The organism is uncultured Gimesia sp., assembly GCF_937919775.1.
Classification (GTDB): Bacteria; Planctomycetota; Planctomycetia; order Planctomycetales; family Planctomycetaceae; genus Gimesia.
On the sequence record NZ_CALFPF010000734.1, the window covers coordinates 1 to 21,477 of the forward strand.

Annotated in this window: 18 protein-coding genes; 9 read left to right on the forward strand and 9 right to left on the reverse strand. The window is 50.1% G+C overall.

Features of this window, described 5'->3' with window-relative positions:
* Window positions 1-201, forward strand: a 201-nt coding sequence (locus Q0294_RS20665) for a hypothetical protein (protein WP_299469235.1), incomplete at its 5' end; no start/stop codon positions are given.
* Window positions 198-4,451 carry a DUF4332 domain-containing protein gene (locus Q0294_RS20670; protein ID WP_299469237.1) on the forward strand — a complete coding sequence of 1,418 codons (4,254 nt, stop codon included), beginning with the start codon at window positions 198-200 and terminating at the stop codon, window positions 4,449-4,451. The genes Q0294_RS20665 and Q0294_RS20670, both read left to right, overlap by 4 nt.
* A 23-nt stretch (window positions 4,452-4,474) precedes the next feature.
* On the opposite strand, the gene Q0294_RS20675 is transcribed toward Q0294_RS20670, so the two are convergent.
* From Q0294_RS20675 to Q0294_RS20700, 6 genes are all read right to left on the reverse strand, one after another.
* A complete protein-coding gene (locus Q0294_RS20675) occupies window positions 4,475-5,716 on the reverse strand; it encodes a CinA family nicotinamide mononucleotide deamidase-related protein (RefSeq protein WP_299469239.1) in 1,242 nt (413 codons plus the stop codon).
* Between the two features lie 53 nt (window positions 5,717-5,769).
* Entirely contained in the window at window positions 5,770-6,876 is a 1,107-nt protein-coding gene (locus Q0294_RS20680; RefSeq protein ID WP_299469241.1) for a glycosyltransferase family 4 protein, read from the reverse strand.
* Window positions 6,877-6,941: 65 nt separating this feature from the next.
* Window positions 6,942-7,679, reverse strand: coding sequence for a hypothetical protein (locus tag Q0294_RS20685; RefSeq protein WP_299469243.1), 738 nt, complete (start codon window positions 7,677-7,679; stop codon window positions 6,942-6,944).
* A gap of 68 nt (window positions 7,680-7,747) precedes the next feature.
* Window positions 7,748-8,797 (reverse strand): flotillin-like protein FloA, encoded by a 1,050-nt coding sequence (floA, locus tag Q0294_RS20690; RefSeq protein WP_299469245.1) that lies wholly within the window; start codon window positions 8,795-8,797, stop codon window positions 7,748-7,750.
* A 138-nt stretch (window positions 8,798-8,935) separates the two neighbouring features.
* On the reverse strand, window positions 8,936-9,532 hold the full coding sequence (locus Q0294_RS20695; RefSeq protein ID WP_299469247.1) for an NfeD family protein: 597 nt from the start codon (window positions 9,530-9,532) through the stop codon (window positions 8,936-8,938).
* Between the two features lie 227 nt (window positions 9,533-9,759).
* Complete coding sequence (locus Q0294_RS20700) at window positions 9,760-10,830, reverse strand: DUF1080 domain-containing protein (RefSeq protein ID WP_299469249.1); 1,071 nt, start codon at window positions 10,828-10,830, stop codon at window positions 9,760-9,762.
* Window positions 10,831-11,198: 368 nt separating this feature from the next.
* Between Q0294_RS20700 and Q0294_RS20705 the strand changes: the two genes are divergently transcribed.
* The 6 genes from Q0294_RS20705 to Q0294_RS20730 all read left to right on the forward strand — a co-directional run bounded on the left by Q0294_RS20705 (window position 11,199) and on the right by Q0294_RS20730 (window position 18,949).
* Window positions 11,199-11,435: a DUF3311 domain-containing protein gene (locus Q0294_RS20705; protein WP_299469251.1), complete on the forward strand. Its 237-nt coding sequence runs from the start codon at window positions 11,199-11,201 to the stop codon at window positions 11,433-11,435.
* Entirely contained in the window at window positions 11,435-13,441 is a 2,007-nt protein-coding gene (locus Q0294_RS20710) for a sodium:solute symporter family protein (RefSeq protein ID WP_299469253.1), read from the forward strand. The genes Q0294_RS20705 and Q0294_RS20710 overlap by 1 nt, the downstream gene beginning before the upstream one ends.
* Before the next feature lie 106 nt (window positions 13,442-13,547).
* Entirely contained in the window at window positions 13,548-13,979 is a 432-nt protein-coding gene (locus Q0294_RS20715; RefSeq protein ID WP_299469255.1) for a thioesterase family protein, read from the forward strand.
* A 19-nt stretch (window positions 13,980-13,998) separates the two neighbouring features.
* Window positions 13,999-14,691 carry an ABC transporter ATP-binding protein gene (locus tag Q0294_RS20720; RefSeq protein WP_299469257.1) on the forward strand — a complete coding sequence of 231 codons (693 nt, stop codon included), beginning with the start codon at window positions 13,999-14,001 and terminating at the stop codon, window positions 14,689-14,691.
* A gap of 68 nt (window positions 14,692-14,759) precedes the next feature.
* Window positions 14,760-18,248 (forward strand): FtsX-like permease family protein, encoded by a 3,489-nt coding sequence (locus tag Q0294_RS20725; protein WP_299469259.1) that lies wholly within the window; start codon window positions 14,760-14,762, stop codon window positions 18,246-18,248.
* Window positions 18,249-18,394: 146 nt separating this feature from the next.
* The gene (locus Q0294_RS20730; RefSeq protein WP_299469261.1) at window positions 18,395-18,949 is read left to right on the forward strand and encodes a hypothetical protein; all 555 of its coding nucleotides are present in this window, start codon (window positions 18,395-18,397) and stop codon (window positions 18,947-18,949) included.
* Window positions 18,950-18,987: 38 nt separating this feature from the next.
* Here Q0294_RS20730 and Q0294_RS20735 read toward each other — a convergent pair whose 3' ends face one another.
* Window positions 18,988-19,314 carry a hypothetical protein gene (locus tag Q0294_RS20735; protein ID WP_299469263.1) on the reverse strand — a complete coding sequence of 109 codons (327 nt, stop codon included), beginning with the start codon at window positions 19,312-19,314 and terminating at the stop codon, window positions 18,988-18,990.
* A gap of 64 nt (window positions 19,315-19,378) precedes the next feature.
* A complete protein-coding gene (locus Q0294_RS20740; RefSeq protein WP_299469265.1) occupies window positions 19,379-19,696 on the reverse strand; it encodes a hypothetical protein in 318 nt (105 codons plus the stop codon).
* Between the two features lie 835 nt (window positions 19,697-20,531).
* Between Q0294_RS20740 and Q0294_RS20745 the strand changes: the two genes are divergently transcribed.
* Complete coding sequence (locus Q0294_RS20745) at window positions 20,532-20,978, forward strand: hypothetical protein (protein WP_299469267.1); 447 nt, start codon at window positions 20,532-20,534, stop codon at window positions 20,976-20,978.
* 182 nt (window positions 20,979-21,160) lie between these two features.
* Here Q0294_RS20745 and rpsU read toward each other — a convergent pair whose 3' ends face one another.
* Entirely contained in the window at window positions 21,161-21,364 is a 204-nt protein-coding gene (gene rpsU, locus Q0294_RS20750) for a 30S ribosomal protein S21 (protein ID WP_299469269.1), read from the reverse strand.
* Window positions 21,365-21,477 lie beyond the last annotated feature (113 nt).

Below are 21,477 nucleotides of genomic sequence, written 5' to 3' on the forward strand. Positions count from 1 at the left end.
CAACAACTTGCTGCTTTTAAGACAGAAACAGAATCACCACTCAAACATTTACTCACACACACTGCTCAGCTTGATCAGGTCTGGCACCAGCGTCTCGGTTTGTTGGCAGAACAGATGGATGAGCAAACCGTCTTCAATTCAGCCATCCACAATGGACAGACCTGGCTCAATATTACGTCAGATGAGGAAGTCCACTCATGAAAATAACCAGAATCCACGTCGACCAATTTGGAAACTGGAATGACCTGAACCTTGCTCCCCTGAACGCCGGGATCAATGTGTTTTACGGCCCTAACGAAACCGGCAAATCCACTTTGATGCGCATGATTCGCGGTCTGCTCTATGGTTTTCAACCAGAGGAAATTCGAGAACATTCCCGCGTCTCAGATTTGACCCCCTGGTCAGCCCTACTGGATATTCAACACAAAGGTCAACACTACGAAATCCGTCGACAAACCAGTGCTCAAGGCAGAGGGAATTTTTCATTCCAGGGAGAATCGCGGGGAATTTCGAGCCAGGACCTGCTCACATCACTGCATGCCGGTGTGAATGAAAGTGTTTACGAAAATGTATTCGCCATCGGCTTAAATGAATTACAGGAACTGGGAACGCTGCATGGTGACCAGGTTGCCCAGCATATTTATGGACTCTCTCTGGGACCGGAAGGTCAGGCGATCCTCGATGCATCCGGTCGTTTAAACCAATCACGGCAAAAACTGTTGAGTCGTGACTGCAAGACGGGGAAACTGGCCGAGCTATATCAGCAGCTTGATCGCGTGAATTTGGAACTTGCCGGTCTGGAACAGCAGGCACAGCGTTTTTTCAATTTATCCAGCGAATTGCAGAATTTACGGGCCGAATCGGACAGTCTCAAAAAACGCAAAGCAGGCTTGCAGTATCAGATCCGGGGGCACCGTTTTCTGGATCGGGCCTGGAGACCCTGGCAGGAAGTACAAACTTTACGACAGAAATTAAAACAGCTTCCCACGATTCATAGTTTTCCGGAAGAGGGCATTGCCTTACTGAATGACTATGAACAGGAACTAAATCAGGTCGAAGGAAAACTGCTTCAGGTGAAAGCAGAGATCAAAAGATTACGTAAAGAGATCGAGCAATATGAATCCGATAATGATCTGCTCAACTTTGCACCAAACATATTAAGTCTGGCTGACCAGAAATCCTGGATTGTCGATCTGGAACAGCAGAATCAACAAGGAGAATCCCGGGTTAAAGCTGCAGAACAGGCATTAAGTCAACACCTCGAACAGCATCAGACGCTCAAACAGTTCAGTCAGATCAAAACCACTCCCGACAACAATCAACGTCTGATCAACGCAGCCCGCGCCTATCGACTTGCTTTCGGAAAACGCAAAAACGCGCACCAGCGATATAAAAAAGTGTCCCGAAAATACCAGCAGACACTGGCTCAACTCCAGGAACAATCAAGCCGTCTGCTCGAAAAACACTCGATCGACGAAGAACTGCAAAGAGCCCGTCAGCGAATGAAACATCTGGAACGGCTCAGCCAGTTGCGGGTTCGGGAGTCAGAAGTTTTAATTCGTCAGCAAGCCGTCAAAGAACAATTGGCTCGCCTGCAAAGCCACGCACGCATTCCCGGTTGGGCTAAAAAAATGTTGTTTAGTTTTGCTCTGGCGGGCATGCTGCTGATGATTGCCGGCTTTTGGCGTGGTGTTTCAGACGCCATTCTCATCGGTTTGATTTTCAGTCTCGCAGGAATGTTTCTGGGGGGAACCGCCTGGGCGCTTAAAAAACACTATGAAACTGACGTCGATGACCAGGCCGAAGAATTACAGGATGAAAGCTGGGCATTAGACGTTCATCTGAGAGAAACACGACAGGAAATTGAACGACTGCTGGAAGACGAATACTTCTCTTTAAAGATCGTTACCGAGGGACACTCGCTGAGCAGTCACAAACATCGAGACCCGATTCCCGCATTGAATTACAACGATGAAAATATCTTGCGCACCGACCTGCTGCATGAACTGGCTCTGAAAATTGGTGAACTGGAACAGTTGAAAGCCGCACAGGAACGGGCACAGAAAACCCGGCAGCTTCTTGTGAAACTGAGAAACCGTTCCCAGGAAATCCAGAGACTGTTTAGCGGCAAAAGACATGAATGGTGTGAATGCCTGAAACAGCTGGGATTAACGGAAACACTCAAAACCGATGAAGCATTTCAGATGTGGCATCAGGTTTCCAATGCGAATTTGTATGCGAATCAACTTGAGCAGGAAAAACGCCGCATCAAACCGCTCGGCGAAATCGTCAACATGTTTTACAGCCGCGTACGTGACCTGGGGCTGCGCATGGATCGCAGTCAGCATAATTTCGAGAAACCATTCGATGTCATTGCCGAATGGGAACGCGAACTCGACTCACTCTCTGTACGTCAACGAGAACGTACGCGTCTGCGGAAAGAAGAGAAGAAACTGCGACTGGAGTCAGACGCCCTGCAATTAAAGACCCAGGAACTGAAGCACAATCTTTCAAGCCTGTTGATTGAGGGGGGTGCAGCAAACCGCGAAGAATTCATCCAACGGGCAGCTTCTCTTGAAGAACAGATTCGAATCGAGGACCTGCTGCACGACGCGCAGACCGAGCTGGAAAAAATCAGCCGATCCGAACAGGAGATCGCCATCGTTGAAGAGGATCTGCTGAATTTCAATCCGGACGAAAACACCGAACATCTGGGAATGTTGAACCTGGAGCTGGAAGACATTGAAGGCGATCTGGTAACCACCGCAGAAAACATGGGTCGGTTAAAACAGGATTATCAAAATGCCAGAACCGACCGCAGTGCGGCTCATTTACGCTTCGAACGCGAGCAGATACTTGAACAAATCAGGCAGGCAGGCACAATGTGGTTCGCAGATGAACTTTCTGCTGTCGGCCTGAACCAGTTACGATCAGAATATGAGCGCACCTGTCAGCCGGAAACGCTGGCGATTGCATCGGATTATCTCCGCCAGTTAACCAATGGGAAATATCGAAATATCTGGACCCCGCTGGGCGAACAGTTTCCTAAAATCGATGACCAGCAGGGACACACACTCACCGTCAGTGAACTCAGCAGTGGAACGCGAGAGCAACTATTTCTGGCAATCCGCCTGGCAATGGTCGAGCGTTTTCGCAATCACGGCGTCGAACTCCCCATGATCCTCGATGACGTGCTGGTCAACTTCGACCAGGACCGAACTATCGCCGCCATTCAGACCTTGCGTGCCGTCGCAGAGAAAGGGCAGCAGATTCTGTTCTTCACCTGCCACCTGCATCTGACCCGTCTGTTTGAAGAACAGGGAGGTCCGCCCGTCTGGTTACCGGACACGAATTCGCCCCAAGCAATTCCTTCCGATTTTTCACCTCAGCAAACTCACAATCTGAAACCAACATCCGATGCAGAAATCGTTACCGATCCCTCAACCACGGTTTCAGAGGAACCTGCGTCCTCTGTGCCTGATTACAGCCTGGAATGGCCCTCTCCCATTCAAAGTCTGAATACTCTCAACGACTCACAGATCCAGGCCTTAAATCAGGCTGGTATTCACACGATCGATGATTTACTTGAACGCGATGCAGATCAGATCGCCTGGGAACTGCAACAGGATCACCTTTCGGCCGGTTCAATCTTTGAATGGCAAAGTCAGGCGCGACTGGCTTCGTGCATTCGAGGAATCACAGCAGCGCAGGCAGCTCTGTTAGTTTCATGCGGCATTACGGAAACAAATGAAGTCGCCACAATGCCATTGGAAGAACTCTGGTCACTTGTCGAATCCAGCCAGCAATTAACAGGAGACCATGCTGATCCCGTGATTACGAAACATCGGGTTCAGCAATGGATCCACTGGGCGCAGCAGGCCCGAATTCACCACTCTGATCGAGGCGACTCTGCTCAACAGTCTGAAATGAGTCAATCGGAGTCTGCCCTGGAAAAGCGGGAATACCGTAGAGACGATCCGCACCATTCCCCAGATAATTTCAACCCGACGATCCCCCCTTTCTATCTGAATCGGTCTATGCCCGTAGAAGCAGCTCCTTCCATTGGGTTAAAAACTGCTCACCGGCTGGAAAACATCGGTATTTTTACCATCAATGATTTTCTGGAATGTAATCCGGCATTCGTCTCCGGCAAATTGAGAGTACATCACATCAACGAACAAACCATTCGTCAGTGGAAACTGCAAACTAAACTGGCTTGTTGCATCCCCGGTCTGCGAGGTCATGACGCACAGATTCTGGTGGCCTGCGGTTTTTCTGAGCCGGACGCAATTGCCAGTACTTCGCCGAACGAATTATTTGAAAAAGTGAAGGCTTTTGTAAAAACCAATGAAGGACAACGCATCATCCGAAATGGTAATCAGCCCGATTTGAGAGAAATTACCGACTGGATCAACTGGTCTCAACAAGCCAGAGAGTTGCGTGCAGCATGAAGGCTTTGAAATTTCACAACTCTTTATTCAGATGAAATCAGATGCCGTCTCAGTAAATTGAGCGCTGCTTTCGTAACGCGGCTTTTCGCAATCGCCTGATTGACTGTTAATCCAATTTCTTCAACCAGTTCGATTCCTTCACCTGCCAGCGCCACAAACGCCTGCGGTATGTTTTCCCGATCCTGCCAGGACTGATTCACGTCTAGAACAATCGACAGCGCAAAATCACTCGCATGTTTTTCCCGGGTTGATTTTGCCAGTGAAATCGCAGCAGCGGCATTCAAAGCACACGTATCGCCGGCTGACTTTTCCTGCTGAGCCGAAACTCCTTGCAGCGTAGAAATGATGCCTCCGGCATACCAGCCCGTTGAACCTGCCACATCCGTCAAACGGTAAGACAGTAAACCTCCGGTCCCACATTCACAGGTCGCCAGAGTCTGATGTCTTTCATTGAGCAGTGCGCCTACAACGTGTTCCAGTTCTTCATCCTCATAGCCATAAATGTAATCGCCGATCCGTTCATGAACCAGGGCATAGGTCTCTGAAATTTTCTGATCACAATCTTCAACAGACTCACCAATGGCTTTAATACGCAAGGTAATCGTCGCCTCATGCGCCGTGATGCCCACTTCCGGATCACGTCCGCGGCTCGTGATGTCCCCCAGAAGTTCCTCCGTTTTCGATTCCCCCACACCAAAACAGTTGATGCGTGCAAAGCGAATCACGTTCGTGCCCTTGGAGAGCCGGGGAAGAATTGACTGATAAAACATCGGCTTCATTTCCGAGGGTACACCGGGCATCGCTGCAATACAGCAAGCCGCTTTCGAATCAGCGCGCGGTACTTCCATCCAGATTCCGGGCGCCGTGCCATGCAGGTTTTGAATCGACTCAGATCCCTGGGGAAACATGGCCTGAATCCGGTTACTTGCAGGCATCTCCCGATAGCGTTTCTGGAACATGCTTTCAATGATTTGCAACGAATTCTCATCCAGAACCAGCTCTGCTCCGGTCAATTCCGCCATCGCCTGACGCGTCAGATCATCTAACGTCGGCCCCAGGCCTCCCGTGATCAACACCAGATCAGATCGCTGCGTGGATAGACGCAATTGATCAACAAGCTCGTTAAGGTGATCAGCAATGGTCGTGTGAAAGTAAGTGGAAATTCCAACAGAAGCTAATTCCGTACTTAACCATTGGCTGTTCGTATCCAGCTTTTCTCCATTCGTCAGTTCGCTACCAATGGCGATAATTTCTGCTCGCATCATTTCTTTCAACTTGAGGGAACCGCCAGGTCTCGTATCAGCAAATACAGACTTGATCAATTAATGGCGGGTTCAGACATAACTTTCAGCGCCAGTTTATATTGTTCTACAGTTTTCTCAATCATCGTTTCGACACGAAACTCGCGTCGGACTAATTCCCGAGCCGCTTCACCCATCGCCCGCGCTTTCAGTGGATCTTCCAACAGCTTGAGAATGCTGCTGGCTAAGGCTTCACTATTCGAAGGAGGAATTACCAGTCCGGTTTCCCCATCACGAATGACGGAATAGATTCCGCCGACGCCAGTCGCGATCACCGGCTTCGCCAAGGCCATTGCTTCCAGCATGATCGTGCCCAGCCCCTGCCGAAGCGAAGCCAGACAGAAGATATCCATTGCTTCGAGAGAAATCGAGAAGTCATAGAGATTCGGAACAAAAGTCACATTTTCCGAAATTTCCAGATCACGTGACAAATAGCGTAAGTTGCTTTCTTCGGGACCTGCACCAGATATTAAAAATTGAACTTTCGGATTCACTGCTAACACACGGCTGGCAGCTCCCAGAAAATAAGGCAACCCTTTGATTGCTTCCAATGGGCCCGCTGTTCCCACAACGGGCTGACGGTCCCGGGACAACACCGGAGCAAGATTCGCATCCTCGGGAACATTAACGCCACTGGGTATGACCAGTACAAACTCCTCTGACAATCCCGTTCGAGCAATCAAATCTTTTTTGACAGATTCGCTGACTGTGATGATCCCTTTGCACCAGTTCATATCGATGCGGAGTCGTTCGTCGCTCTGCAGATAGTCATTGACCGTCAGCAGAAACGGACGTTTAATTTTTCGGGCGAGCCACTGTCCCTGGGGAAGTACATGCCGGGACTGGATATGAATTAAATCCGGCAGTTTCTTAGACAGTTCCTGTTTTACCAGCCGCAACATAAGCTGTCCCAGCAACGGTACTTTCAGGTTCCGATATTCTGAGATGTCCAGCTTTAGTCTCATACTGGGATCAACTCTTGACGCGTCGGGGCAGATCACGCGTGTGTGAATTCCATATTCGGCTGCGTATTGCGCCAATCGTAATGTGTAAGCCGAGGTACCTCTGAGTTCAAAAGAACCGGCAAACAACAATACATCAATGGGGGAATCTGCTTTACTCATTCGCTTTTTCTCAGCATTCAAGCGGTTCGAACAGGATCAAAGCGATGTGCTGCGACAGTTCATACTCAGGAACGACGGCGTATTTTGGGAGGGGAAAGAATTTCATTCAAAATAATTGCCTGACGTAATGATTGAGGATTTTTGATCAACGCCCGGATGACTTTTACTCCCTCCAAACTTGAAGCACGGTCTTTAGATTTGTCCTCGCGGGAACTAAAAGTTGAAGTGACATGCTTGTTGACACTAGTACCAAGGTGGTCATGAATCTTTGACTGCCTGTGAGTTTTCTGCTGCTTTTCTATGTGCTCGCGCAGCGCCCCACCCAATCGTTCCTGACGTTCTTGCGCATTGATCTCTGCACGCTCACTATAGCTTATATGTTGTTTAGGCGCCTTTGTCTGAGCTGGTTTCGCCACCGGCTTTCTTTTCGGCTTGGGCTGCTGAGCTCGTTGAGACCGGGGTTGCTGAGACTGCACTTTCTGAGGCGGCTCTTTCTGAGGCTGTTTCATTTCCTGCTGACTACTGAGCCGCTGAGGAGGCTGCTGGACGGAATTTTCGACTTTGGCATCCTCTTCTTCAAAAAAATTGACTTCAGCCGGTTTTTCTTTCTGCTGAGGATTAATCGCCTCCTGCAGAAATTTTTCCAGTTCCTGCTGGAGTGCCGCCTTCTGTTTCAGCTTGCCAGGCTGTGGCTTGTTTTTTTCCTTGGCCATATTGCTGAGCGCACTCACAACACTGATAATCACGAAGATGATCCCGAAGATAATCCCGATAATATCGGCTGCGAATAGAGGAACATTCATAAATTAACCCCGTTTAATATGCTCAGTTTACGATCTGTCTGCTGCAACAAGCTGCCTCTGTTCGATCTTTATGTCGCAGACGTCGATTCTCTTTCGGGAGTTGCGATGGAATCCCGCATCTTGGTATCCGCTTGAATGTTTTTCAGTTCGTAATAATCCAGCAACCCAATTTTCTTTGTGCGAAAGGCATTGGCAATCGCCTCGGGCACTTTCGCTTCCGCCAGCACAACCTTCGCCCGGTTTTCCTGGGTCAACGCCACCATTTCCTGTTCACGGGCCTTTTGGTCGGCACGGCGTTGCTCTGCTTTGGCCTGAGCAACCCGCATTTCTGCTTCTGCATGGTCTGCCTGCAAACGCGCGCCAATATTCTCACCAACATCAATGTCGGCGATATCAATCGAAACGATCGTATAGGCCGTTTGTTTCTCCAGGCCTTCATTCAGGACGATCTGTGAAATTTTATCCGGATTTTCAAGTACCTTCTTATAGGAATCGGTCGAACCGATGGCTTGTACAATTCCCTGCCCCACTCGCGCGATCACTGTTTCTTCCGTTGCACCACCGACTAACTGTTTCAGATTAGTCCGCACGGTGACTCTGGCACGCACATTCAACTGAATTCCGTCGCCGGCAACAGCGTCCAATGTACTGTTGGTTTTACGCGGATCAGGACAGTCGATCACTTTAGGATAAACACTCGTGCGAACCGCATCCAGAATATCACGTCCCGCCAGGTCGATTGCCTGAGCGGCCTGCCAGTCGAGTTCAATATTTGCCCGCTGGGAGGCAATCAAAGCGCGAATCACATTCGGCACATTTCCGCCAGCCAGATAGTGGGCTTCCAGATCCCGCGTCGTAATATCGTAGTGGCGTGTGATCCCCGACTGAATCGCCATAATTTTACTGCGGACGATAATCGTCGGATTCACTTTTCGAATGCTCATCATGACCAGATTCGGAAATGAAATCCCGGCTTTCGTCATTTTGCACTGAACCCATAATCCGGCGTAGCGTGCAAACACGGCGAAAAAGACCAACACGCCGAGAAACACAACGATCCCGACAATCCAGGTGATTGTCGAACTATCTCCGGCAGCCAAAAGACTCAAGGCGTTCATACCTGCGTTCCTATCCTAAGAAAATGTAAATCCATCGGTTTCTCAGTCTGCTGAATCGGGTTTAAAAATCCGTCGCTCAACGCTGACGCTGTCATTGTAAAGTAATTTCTGAAAACCATCCAGAGACTACCCGAAGATTCAGGCATCCGGAATTTCGAAATCGAGTGAATCATCTGCAACAGAGTCACTGAATTGCGATTTTTTCGGTCCTGATTTCGACTCCCCGGCGGAAGGCTGTTTTAACATTTTCACTACCAGCCTGGTTCCTTCCACAGCGATAATCTCCACATCTACCTGAGATTCAATAATCATTCCCTGACTTTCACAGTGATGCCTTTCATCATTAACGAGCACAAAGCCGCTGGGGTTTAAAAGAGTTTGGGTTTTTCCAATCTTGCCAATCAGTGAACGCAGATGTTCAGTTTCCTTTTGAAAGCCGGTAACCTCTTCCAGCGTCGGAACCTCATGAATGATTTTTTTTCCCCAGGACGTATTGGGAAAGAATTTGACGGCAAACCCCAGCGTTGTCGGAATCAGAATCAGGACACTGGCGATATAAGTCCACCAGAGAGCAGGGCTTGTGCCCCACCAGGCGAGCCACGCAGCCCACACAGATGCTCCCAGACTCGCGATTGCCAGAATGGCAATCACTCCACCCGAAGGAACAAAAATCTCTGCCACTAACAGCATCAATGCGACTGCTAACGCGAGAACTGCAATCAGTGTATAATCCATTGGATCAGCAGACTTTCCGTGCGTTATCGTTCTCCGGTTGGTCGCAAGCCGGAAAAGTACGGTCATTATAATGAATCAAACAGGAACTTAGAGGCGCATGCCTAGTAGCATCAGCACCTTAAGACGCTTCATCACTATTGTACCTGCTTTAAAATGCAAGGCAAGACGCGAACGGGAATATCCCCCTCTCGAACCGGCTCGGAGGGAACTGTCAGTCTGGGGAAATGCTAATTCGCACAGCGGTCGCAAAGCTGAGGCTGGCAAGGCGAACAATACACCGGATCAGGCTGGTCGCTTAAGTCCACAATCCAGATATTTCGAAATCGAACCGGATTCGAGTGATCCTGCAGTTTGATCGGAAACAATTCAGGACCTTCCTGCTTTCCGCCCCCCGTTTTGGCAATGATGGAATAATCCTGATGCACGGGCACCCCGTTCTGCAGCACGGTGATGAACGCATTTTTGATTTTTTTGCCCTCGTCATCAAATTTGGGAGCGACAAACGCAATATCATAAGTCTGCCACGAGAGGGGAGGAAAACACATATTCACATCGGCCCGTTTCTGCTTATACAGCCCGCCGCACTCATTCTCTACGCCTTCCAGGCCGAATGAATCAAGGACCTGTACTTCATAGCGACTCTGCAGATAAACTCCGCTGTTACTGCGGGCCTGCCCCGTTGCATAAGGCATATAAGGCAGACGAAATTCAACATGCAGGCGAAAACTGCGATAGTTTTTGTTGAATTCCGTCCCGACATTCAGCAGGCCTTCGTCAGTAATTTCACCATCTTTGAAATGATCCACTGACGAACCATCAAACAGCACTGTGGCTCCTGCCGGTGGTTTCGCACCAAGCGTAATACTGGTACGCTGATATTTAGAAATCTGGCCCAGCAGATGCCCCGACAGATCGCGCACCTCAACGATGCCCCCTTTCTTCACCTGAATCAGGAATTCGTCCCCCTTCAATGTGAGCACATCCCCTTCGCGCGTTCCCGCTAATTCCTGTCTCGGGGAACGATCCCAGCCGTTTCCGGGAAGTCCACCTTCATAAAGAGATGCGATAAAATTTCCGTCTCCACGGGCAACAACCTGCAGACCCAGCGCAGATTGTCCGCACCAGGAGCAATCTGTTCCGATCAAGCCGTAGTACTCGCCCTGGAAGGTGAAGTCCTCGTCTACCTGTTTGATATCCAGAATCGCAAAATCCTTGCTCCCCTTTTCAGCCTGAGCAAACACTTCCGATGACACCAAACTGCTGACACAGAATAATCCTGCGAGTGCGAGACGAATCATCAATACCCTATCCTCTCTATAAGCCTTAATCAAAACAGATCGATAATCTTATGCAAGCCACCATTCTGAGGAGAGGATGCACCATTTGCAAGCCTGGATTTTGCCTGGAAAAATGAAAAGCCCCCGATCCACAGAACTGTAAGTGTGTAAACGGAAATTGATGCCCTGAAGTCGTTTGCAAGCCGATCAACAGGTTTATGCACACAATTCTGACCGTTACTTGTGACTCATTCGAGTTTTTGTCACAATGGTTGACCAGTGAGAATCAGCGGGATTTTCTGAATTCCACCTCCCTCCAAAACCATTGCTATCGCTTGGCATTTGCAAACCCACCTGAAATGACTCTGTCAACATAGAAAAGATGACTTATGAGATACGCCATTTATGGATTGGTTGTCGTGCTTATCATCATTCACCAGGACAACTGGTTATGGGATGATGAAAGACTTATTTTCGGATTCATGCCCATCACTCTGCTGTATCAAGCCTGTATTTCCATTGGTGCAGCGATTGTCTGGTTTCTCGCCACAAAATTTGCCTGGCCGCACCACCTCGAAGAAATCGCTCAAGAGTCACCCGCGCAGGAAACAGGAGATACAGAATAATGACCCAGTTGGTAATCATCGGAATTTATTTAGCTTTACTGTTGTTTCTGGGCGTGTTCTCAAGCCGCATGTTCAAAGGAACCAGTAAAGATTACATGCTGGCCAGCCACTCCATTGGTCCTTTTCTGTTGCTGATGTCCATCTTCGGCACCACGATGACCGCATTTGCCTTGGTTGGTTCAAGTGGTGAAGCATACAAAGAAGGCGTTGGCGTTTACGGGATGTTGGCTTCTTCGAGCGGAATTATTCACTCACTCTGTTTCTTCCTGCTGGGCATCAAGCTCTGGTCATGGGGACACAAATATGGTTACACCACTCAGATTCAATTTTTTCGCGACCGGCTGGAAAGTGACCGAATCGGGATTATTCTTTTTCCGATTCTGGTAGGTCTGGTAATTCCTTATCTGTTGATCGGTGTGATGTCATCCGGTGTAGTCATCAGCAGTATTACGGAAGGAGCATTTACAGATTCCTTCGCTGCCTACGACTATGGCGTCCCTCCCTGGCTCGGTTCACTGGTAATCAGTCTGGTCGTTCTGATCTATGTCTTCTTTGGAGGCATGCGGGGAACCGCCTGGGCAAACACGTTTCAGACCATCGTTTTCATGGTTCTGGGAGTCGTGACTTTTTTCGTGATTTCAGCGAAATTAGGAGGCGTGCAAGCAGCCAGCCATGCGGTTCTGGAAAAAAATCCTTCCAAGTTAATGCGGGGCGTCGATCCCAAAGACCGCGAACGATATGCCGAACGGTATAACACCTGGACCTTGATTGCGAAATACAACTATGCCAGACGTATTGCCAAGACCCTGACACTGACTCCCGAACAAAAAGCGGAAGCATACCAGGAATTCAAACCTCGGATGCCCAACTGGGAAATGACGGCAGAGGCCATCTATGCCAGTAAAAACAGTCTGTATACATTAACAAGTGAAGAAGTCAACAAAGCCTTGTTGATTCAGGATGACCGCCAAATGCCGGATCCGTTTCCGGAAAAATGGCAAATGGGTTTGATGTCTCACCATGATCTGCAGGAATATCCCCGTAAGGCGAATGCAGAAGATGAGAAGGCCTTGTTGATTTTTGCCGGCAAGATTGGTCATCCGGAAAAAGATCTGGATCCGAACGATCCTTCCAAAGGCAAGAACTGGACGATTAAAAAAGCACTCGGCGTTTACCGGGCCAGCAACTGGGCCCCCGATGCCCCGCATCCCATGAGCAAGCTGGTTTTCTTCACTTATTTCTTCGTGCCTCTCTCAGTCGGCATGTTTCCTCACCTGTTTCAGCACTGGCTTACCGCCCGCAGCGCCGGCACATTTAAACTGCCTGTGGTCGCGCATCCGCTGTTTATTATGATCGTCTGGGTTCCTTGCGTGCTGGTTGGGGTCTGGGCGACCTCTGCTACATTCGAAGGTGCTCCTTTGTTTCCGCCTCACTTCCCGGCAAATGCCGTTCTGGCGGCGATGGTGAAAAAGATGACGTCGCCTGTATTAGCAGGATTTTTAACTGCAGGTATTCTGGCGGCAATCATGTCATCATTGGATAGTCAGTTCCTCTGTCTCGGCACAATGTTTACAGAAGACATCGTTGTCCATTATTGTGGAAAAGATCGTTTTACTGATAAACAGGTTGTCTTTATGGCCCGCATGTTTATTATTTTGATTGTTGCAATCACCTATGGTTTCAGTTTATTAGAACCGCGGAGGGTGTTTACTCTGGGTGTCTGGTGTTTCAGTGGATTTTCCAGTTTGTTCCCGATTATCTTTGCGGCGGTTTACTGGAAAAAACTCACAAAGGCCGGCGTCTATGCGGGTGTGCTGGTTGCCATCAGTTCCTGGTTATACCTGTTTAAAGAATCAAAATATGCTTTAGAGCCAAATTACACTTTTCTGGGTATGATGCCTGTCGCCACAATGGTTGTTCTTTCGACAGTGGCCATGATCGCGGTTTCGTTAGTGACCAGGCCGCCCAGTAAAGAAACTGTACTGCGTTTCTTCCCTGAAGATTAATACTGCCAAGTCCCGTGTCCGACTGATTAAAAATCAAGACAGGCTGTGATGATCAACTCCGGTTGTCGTCACAGCCTGATCTATACCTGCTTCGATTGAGTTTCGCATGTCCTGTACTTTTAAAACAACGCGTCGTGTCGAATTCCACGAAACGGATATGGCTGGCATCGTCCACTTTGCCAACTTTTATAAGTACATGGAACAGGCCGAACACGAATATTTCCGCTCGCTGGGCCTGACCATTGTGGATACTCAGAAAGACGGCTCTGTTCTCGGCTGGCCCCGCGTTTCCGCACAATGTTCGTTTGAGTCTCCCGCTTTTTATGGCGACCTGCTTGAAATTCGTCTGTTTGTTGAACGCATCGGCGTAAAATCGCTGACCATTGAATATGAATTCTGGAGAGACCAGACCAGGCTTGCGAAGGGACGCATGAAAACCGTTTGTTGTCACTTCACGCACGGGAATCCAATGACGTCCATTGAAATTCCGGAGTGGATTCAAAAGAAACTTGAAGCATCAATCGACCACGCTGAATAGTTTATCTGACAGGGCTGATATGAATGACTCCCACGAGCAATTAATTGTCCGCAATTTAACCAAAGAATTTTCGATCGCAGCGGAATCTCTGCCCATTCTTGCCGGCGTGAACCTCGTTCTCAACCGGGGAGACGCATTGGCGATTACTGGTCCTTCCGGTTCGGGCAAAAGCACCCTGCTCTATATTCTGGGAGTCCTCGACCAGCCGACTTCGGGAGACGTAATTCAATTCGGTCAAAACCCGTTTGAATTGAACGCAAAACAGCAGGCCGAATTTCGCAACCAGAATATCGGATTCATCTTCCAGGACCACCACCTGATGCCGCAATTTTCGGTTCTGGAAAATGTCCTGATCCCGACAATGGTTTATCAGGGCGCGACCAGTGATGCCGAAGACCGTGCCCGGCATCTGCTCGAACGCGTCGGCTTACAAGACCGCATGCATCATCGACCGGCGCAAATCTCCGGAGGAGAACGCCAGCGAGTCGCCGTCTGTCGCGCACTGATTAATAACCCCCGTCTCTTATTAGCCGATGAACCGACGGGAAACCTTGACCGCAGCAATACCGAATCGATCGGTAAACTGCTGCTCGAAATCAATCAGGAACAAAATACCGTTTTAATCTGCGTGACGCATAGCCGCGAACTGGCTGCCCTGTTTCCCACACACCAGGGATTACGCGACGGTTTGCTGGTTATGGAATCCGCCTGAATTTTCTTTTAGTCATCTACGCAAGAGTTCGTTTTATGAATCAAGCGCGATTTGTTATCAGAAGCCTGATGTATCACTGGCGAACGAATCTCGCAGTTCTGCTCGGCGTGATCGCAGCCACCGCTGTCATTGGCGGTGCTTTAATTGTCGGAGATTCCGTTCGTGCCAGCCTGCGACAGATGACACTCGACCGGTTGGGAAAAATCGACTTCGCCGTAACCGGCCACCGTTTTTTCCGCGAACAACTGGCCTCTGATCTCGCCAGCGCGCCCGATCTGCCTGCGGACATCAAGACCATCGCCCCCGCGCTCGTACTCCGAGGCAGCCTGGATCGGGACCTGGAAAAACAGCATCTGCGCGTAGGCCAGGTCAATATTTTTGGCGTCGATCAGCGTCTCTGGTCCCTACTGGAACACGGAGACCTTCCACCCCCTGACGGCAATCAGGCGATCCTCAATTCACGGGTGGCGGAACAGCTACAGGCTGCCGTCGGCGATGAAATCACACTCTGGATCGAACTCCCCTCTGCCATCCCCCGTGATTCTCTGTTAGGCGAGCGGGAAGAACAGTCGGTCGAAATCACGCTCACCGTCCAAACGATTCTCGACGAATCATCCAAAGCAGGACGCCTGGCCTTAATGCCCGACCAGCAGCTGCCGCTGGATCTGTTCGTCTCGTTAAGCACCTTGCAGGCCGCATTGGATCTCGATGAAATCAAAGCGTCGCGCCGCGATCCAAACTCAAGACCCGCCCGCGTGAACTCCCTGTTTTTCAGCTCCGACAATGAGACGGCGGCAACGTCGTACGCTGCTGTGCAGACCGCAGAGAAACTGGAATCCGCTTTAAAAGGTGTATTAAAACTCGAAGATTTGAGCCTGAAAATGGCACCGAACGAACAGTTCAAATACCTCTCGCTGGAAAGCGAGCAGATGATTCTCGATCCGCAAATCGAACAGGCGGGCATGGCAGCCGCGAAGTCTCTCAATCTATCGACATCCCCGGTGATGGTTTATATCGCCAACGAAATCAGTCACCCCCAGCCGACAAAACAACCAGAAAAGCAGGACCAGCAGCCCGGTTTCTCCATGTATTCGATTGTCGCGGGCGTCGAATTTTCGGAGAAAGCTCCCTTTGGTCCGTTTACCTTTCTGGGTGAAAAACCAGCGCTGCCGCTGAAAGAAAACGATATCGTACTCAACCAGTGGCTGGCGGAAGACCTGAAAGTAAAAGTCGGCGACACCATACAAATGAAATACCACGTGGTCGGCTCACGGGGAGAACTGCCGGAAGTCGACAAAGCATTCACCGTGCGCGGCATTCTGGCCCTCGATGGCACTCCCGCCGCCGACCGGAAACTCACGCCGGAGATGGAAGGCATCACCGACGCGGATACGTTCGGCGACTGGAAACAGCCCTTCCCCATGAATCTCGATCGCGTGACCGATCGGGATGAAGCATACTGGGACAAATACAAGGCCACGCCGAAAGCGTTTGTGTCATTGAACACCGCGCAGACTCTGTGGAACAGCCGCTTCGGAAACCTGACGTCGCTGCGGGTCAGCCCGTTACCAGAACCGTCATTAACAGAAACGGCAATCGTGTTCGGCAAGGCAATTCTCAAAAATATCGATGTCCTGAAAATGGGCCTGGCGGTACTCCCCGTGAAGTTTGCCGGTCTGGCGGCTGCCAGTGGGACGACGGATTTCAGCGGTCTGTTCATCGGCTTCAGTTTCTTTATCATCCTGTCCGCGATTATTTTAATTCGCCTGCTGTTCAAGCTGGGCATTGACCGTCGCGTCTCCTCAATCGGTCTCCTGTCGGCGATCGGATTTACTCCCCAGCAGGTCAGACAGGTCATCTTCAAGGAAGCATTCGCCGTGATTCTTCTGGGGGGCGTGCTGGGCATAACCGCGGCCGTCGGCTATGCCTCTTTAATGCTATACGGATTAAAAACCTGGTGGATCGGTGCGATTGGAACCCGCTTCCTGTTTCTCGATTTAACGGCAACCAGCCTGATCACAGGCACGATGATCTCGGTGCTCTGCTCCGCCTTTGTTATCTGGAAGTCGATGTCCGAACTCAAACAACTCTCGATTCGCAGCCTGCTGTCCGGCGTCAGCGCGCCGGAATTGGACACGGTAAAAGACGCCCGACGTGTCGGCTACGTTTACAAAATCTCTTTCGGCCTCGCTTTGCTTCTGGTTCTCTTAACGGTCTCCGGTCTCATCCCGCAAAAAGAGGCCTTCTCCGGTTTTTCGTGGCAGACGGTTTCCTTTTTTCTGGTCGGGACACTCTCTCTCGTTGCCAGCGTTTTCTTTTTATCCAGCAGACTGCGCATCGAATCGGCGATTCCCGTCAAAGGCACCGGCCATGCGGCGCTGATCAAACTCGGCATCCGCAATGCAGGCCGCTTTCGTCAACGCAGTGTTCTAACGACCGCGTTGATTGCCTCGGCGACATTCGTGCTGGTTTCCGTCGCTGCCGGTCATCGCAACCCTGCCGTTGAAACTCCCGATAAAAATTCCGGCAACGGCGGTTTTACGCTCGTTGCCGAATCCTCGTCCCCGCTGATCTATGATCTGAATACCCCGGCGGGCCGTGCGAAAACGCTGGTCAACGTTCCCGATGATCCATCGACGCAACAACTGTTAAAAGAGATGAAAGTCATTCCGTTCCGCGTCAAGCCGGGCGAAAATGCCAGCTGCCTGAATATTTATCAGACGAGTGTTCCCACCATCCTCGGAGTGCCTCAGGAAATGATTGAACGCGGCGGTTTCAAGTTCGCAGATACCCCCGGCGTTAATCCCTGGGAACTCCTGAATCAACCACAGGAAGACGGTTCCATTCCCGCTTTAGGCGATATGAATACGCTCATGTATAGCCTGCATAAAGGAATCGGGGCGACTGTGGGAATTCCTTCTGACGAACGCCCTGAACACGAATTAAAAATCAAAGGCATGCTGGACGGCAGCATTTTTCAGGGCGTGCTGCTGATCTCGGAAATTCACTTTCAGCAACTCTTTCCAGAACAGTCCGGCTTTCAATATTTTCTGATTGAAGTTCCGCCACAACAGGCCACGCAGTTAGCGGGCATTCTGGAAACGGGCTTAACCGAATACGGCTTCGATGCAGACCTCGTTTCCAATCGACTGGCGAATTTTCTGGCGGTGCAGAACACATACCTTTCGACATTTCAAACGCTGGGCGGCCTGGGTTTACTGCTGGGAACGCTGGGGCTGGCAACGGTCATGTTACGCAATGTTGTTGAACGACGCAGTGAACTCGCTTTATTACGGGCCATTGGAATGACGGGCGGCAATGTGGCGTTGATCGTACTCGCGGAAAACGCCTTCCTCTTAATCTGGGGACTGATTTCCGGAACCCTCTCCGCGCTGCTGGCGATGCTGCCGCATCTGCTGTCAACCGGCGCGGATCTTCCCTGGGAAAGCGGAACGTTGATTCTCGCCGCGGTTTTTGTGACGGGCATGCTGGCGGCGTTGCTGGCGGTCGCAGACGCCGTTCGGGCTCCGATCCTGACCACCCTGCGGTCCCAATAAGAGTCTGTACAGCGTCGCTTTTCTCTGATTCATTTAAAATTTCATGCCTGTCGGGTGCTGCCAATTCACAAAGTTACTATCATGAAGACTTGAATTCCTCGCCAACAAAACTGAACCCTCTCTCCACTATTTCAGGAGTTTTACTGATGTCGAAATGGGCTGTCGTATTAATGTTTGTCGCCGGCGCTGCACTCTCCTGGGGCGTTTATGTACCTCTGGTTCATGTCGCCGCACAAAAGCTCAATAGCAATTTACGCGCGTTTTTGTTTGTCGGCGTTGCATACTTTCTGGTAGCAGTCCTGATTCCTGCGTTCTTCATTTTTGTGCTGGGAAAAGATCCGACCGCGAAAGGAACTCCCAACTTTGATTCTGGGCCGATCATGTGGGGTATCGCTGCAGGAACCGCCGGTGCCATCGGTGCGCTCTGTGTGATTTTCGCCGTGACGACCGGCGGAAAAGGTGCCGCCATCTATGTTGCACCTCTCGTCTTTGCCGGCGCTCCGATCATCAATACCATCGCCACGATCACCTATTTCCACCCCGCGAAAACAATGCCCGACCTGCGGTTTTTCCTGGGACTCGTTTTAGCCGCCGCCGGTGCTGCAATGGTCATGATCTACAAACCCGTCGATAAACCGCATGCCGCTCCTGCAGTACAGGAACAGTCTGCAGCACCAGCCGCCAATCATCCCGGAAACTGATCCGGAACAATCGTCGGTTGATTCCTTGTTGAGTGCGCTTAACGCCAGTCACTTGGAATCTGGTCGTTTTTCACAATCTCTGTCCATTGATCTAGACGGTCTTTGCCCAGCGTCCAGAATTTTGAGCACAGCGCCAGGTATTCGAGTACCACCGCTTTTTCATCCTTCTGGAGCAGTGCTTTCGCTAACGTCATATCGGGACCAAACGAATTGAGCTGGGGTGAGCCGGACGTTTTGCCTGCTGCGAGCAAACGGTGTTTCGCTTCTTCCACATTACCGGCAGCGAGTGCAATTTTTCCGAGAATGATATTTCCCTGGTGAAGATTATTTCCGGCATTCCAGCCAGTGCTGCTCTGGCTCAGCATTAGTTCGGCGTACTCCCTGGTTTTCGCCAATTCTTGAGCAACCAAAGCTGCCTTTGCAAGTTCTTCAAGGAGTACTGTCTGCTCCAGCCCCGTCGACAGGCGATAGGCGATAGGCGATTTCCAGTTGCTCCAGCGCCTTTTTCGCTTCGGTACGTTCGTTGTCACCAGATTTTTTAATCATATTCAACGAATAAAGTTGTCCGAGCGCAGCAGGCCATTTTGGATTTTCCTGATCAAGAGACTGTGCCTTTAGCAGTAATTCGTTTGCCAGTTCTCGATCTGACAGCATGAAATATTTTGCCGCGTTCTCAATAACGTTCAGATTTTCAGGATTATTTTTAAGTTGATTTATCCAGGCATCCTTGCCTTCAGAATAAGCCACTGCATTCAACTTTCCATAGAGTAATCCGCAAGGGGTTGCCAGAACTTCAGATTCTGGTGAGTTCTGTATTAACCACAAGATATGTTTTTGATGTGCTTCTCGTGCAGAGGAATCCTCTATTTGTTTCCGAAAGTAGTAACTCAGCAGCTGCGTGCGTGAGTCAATATCACTCGAATCCTGCTCTACTCGCTTCTCGAGTGAAGCGGCCTGCTCTGCTGTCAGTCTGCTTCCACTCATTTCAAGAATTCGGTTTCTCACGAAATCGTACCTTTCACCACTGAGCAATTAGCCGTACAGGATTCATTTAAACGGGCTTGATTCTGCCTGCCTGATTTGCGGGAAGAGGATTTCTCCCGGCGGACCTCATTGTACCAGCTTGTCACCGAAAGAGGTCAAAATAAATCAGAACGGCCCACAGTCGAGCTAAACGTAATCCAATCACTGCGCACACATCCTGTCGCAAATCGCCTGAAAAACAGGACTTATCTCCCCCTTGACGCGGTCGTGCCGCTCCGTAAACTGCGCTCCAAGTGTCGCGCGCGTGCGAATTTTTTTCTGCATAGTGAACCGCTCAGAAGCTGTTGATTTCTGCACCATAAAACCCTCTGTTTTTTCGCTTTTCCCACCTGAAGAACAGGCACTTCTTCCCCATCGACACCCTCGATTCAATCGCGTTCGCAGCGACTTCGTTTTGAGATCGCTGAACTTCTCACGACTGACACCTGATATCACCCGGACTCCACCTGACCAACGCCGCTTGACAGGCTCGCGCCTTCCTGCATGATTCCACAAGATCACGAACACAATTTCGAACTCAAACAAAGGAACTGCGTGCATGACAACAGATACCCCTCAACCCAGACAATCACTTTCCGACGACCAGCGGGATCTCCTGCTGCGGCTGGTTAAAAAAATGCTCGCCATGGGTCGCCACGCTTCCGAAATCAAACAGGCCATCGCGCAGGAATTCTATCTCTCCCGCCGCTCGGTCGAACGGTATATGAAGCGCGCCCGGCAGGAGATGATCGAGCACATGGACATGCCGGTGAAACAGCACCGGTCCGAAGCACTTTATTTTTACCACAATATGATGAATAATCCGAAATCCGGCCCGCGCGAACGACTCCGCGCCCGCGAACGGATTGATAAACTCATGGGACTCGACCTGCCCGCCAGCATCCATGACGAAACTCTGGATTTCACGCTGACTCCCGCCGACATCCAGGCCATGAGCGACGAAGAACTCGATGCAACCTACGATAAATTGATGAATCATAAATAGTCAAATTTTACGGATCGCAGCGAACCGCACAAACTGAAAATCGAACACTCAACATCAAATCATCGAGAGTGACTGGTGAGTCATCAGTGGTGACGTTAATCACAGTGCACACTCCCGTCAGCGCGTAAAAAAACGCACCCGGTTGTGAGTGCGTTGTGTCATCTCAAAAGATGTCTCAGTGATTACTGCGGGGTGTTGCTCTGCAGGCGGGAGAGTCGCGCGCGTCGCTCGGCACGTCGTCTGTTTCTTCGGTTTTCATCGCTCGGCTTTTCGTAATACTCACGACGTCGCATTTCTTTTTTAATGCCAGCGTGTTCAACAATCTTACGGAACCGTTTTACTGCCTCCTGAATTGATTCGTTTTCTCGTAACCGAAGCTTAACCACTCAAATCACCTTTTCTTTTCCTGATTGCAATGAAAGTTTGTAAACATAACCATTGAAATATACATCGGCTCATCAAAGATGAGAATTCATACGTTTTCTTCTGCAGCGGGTCC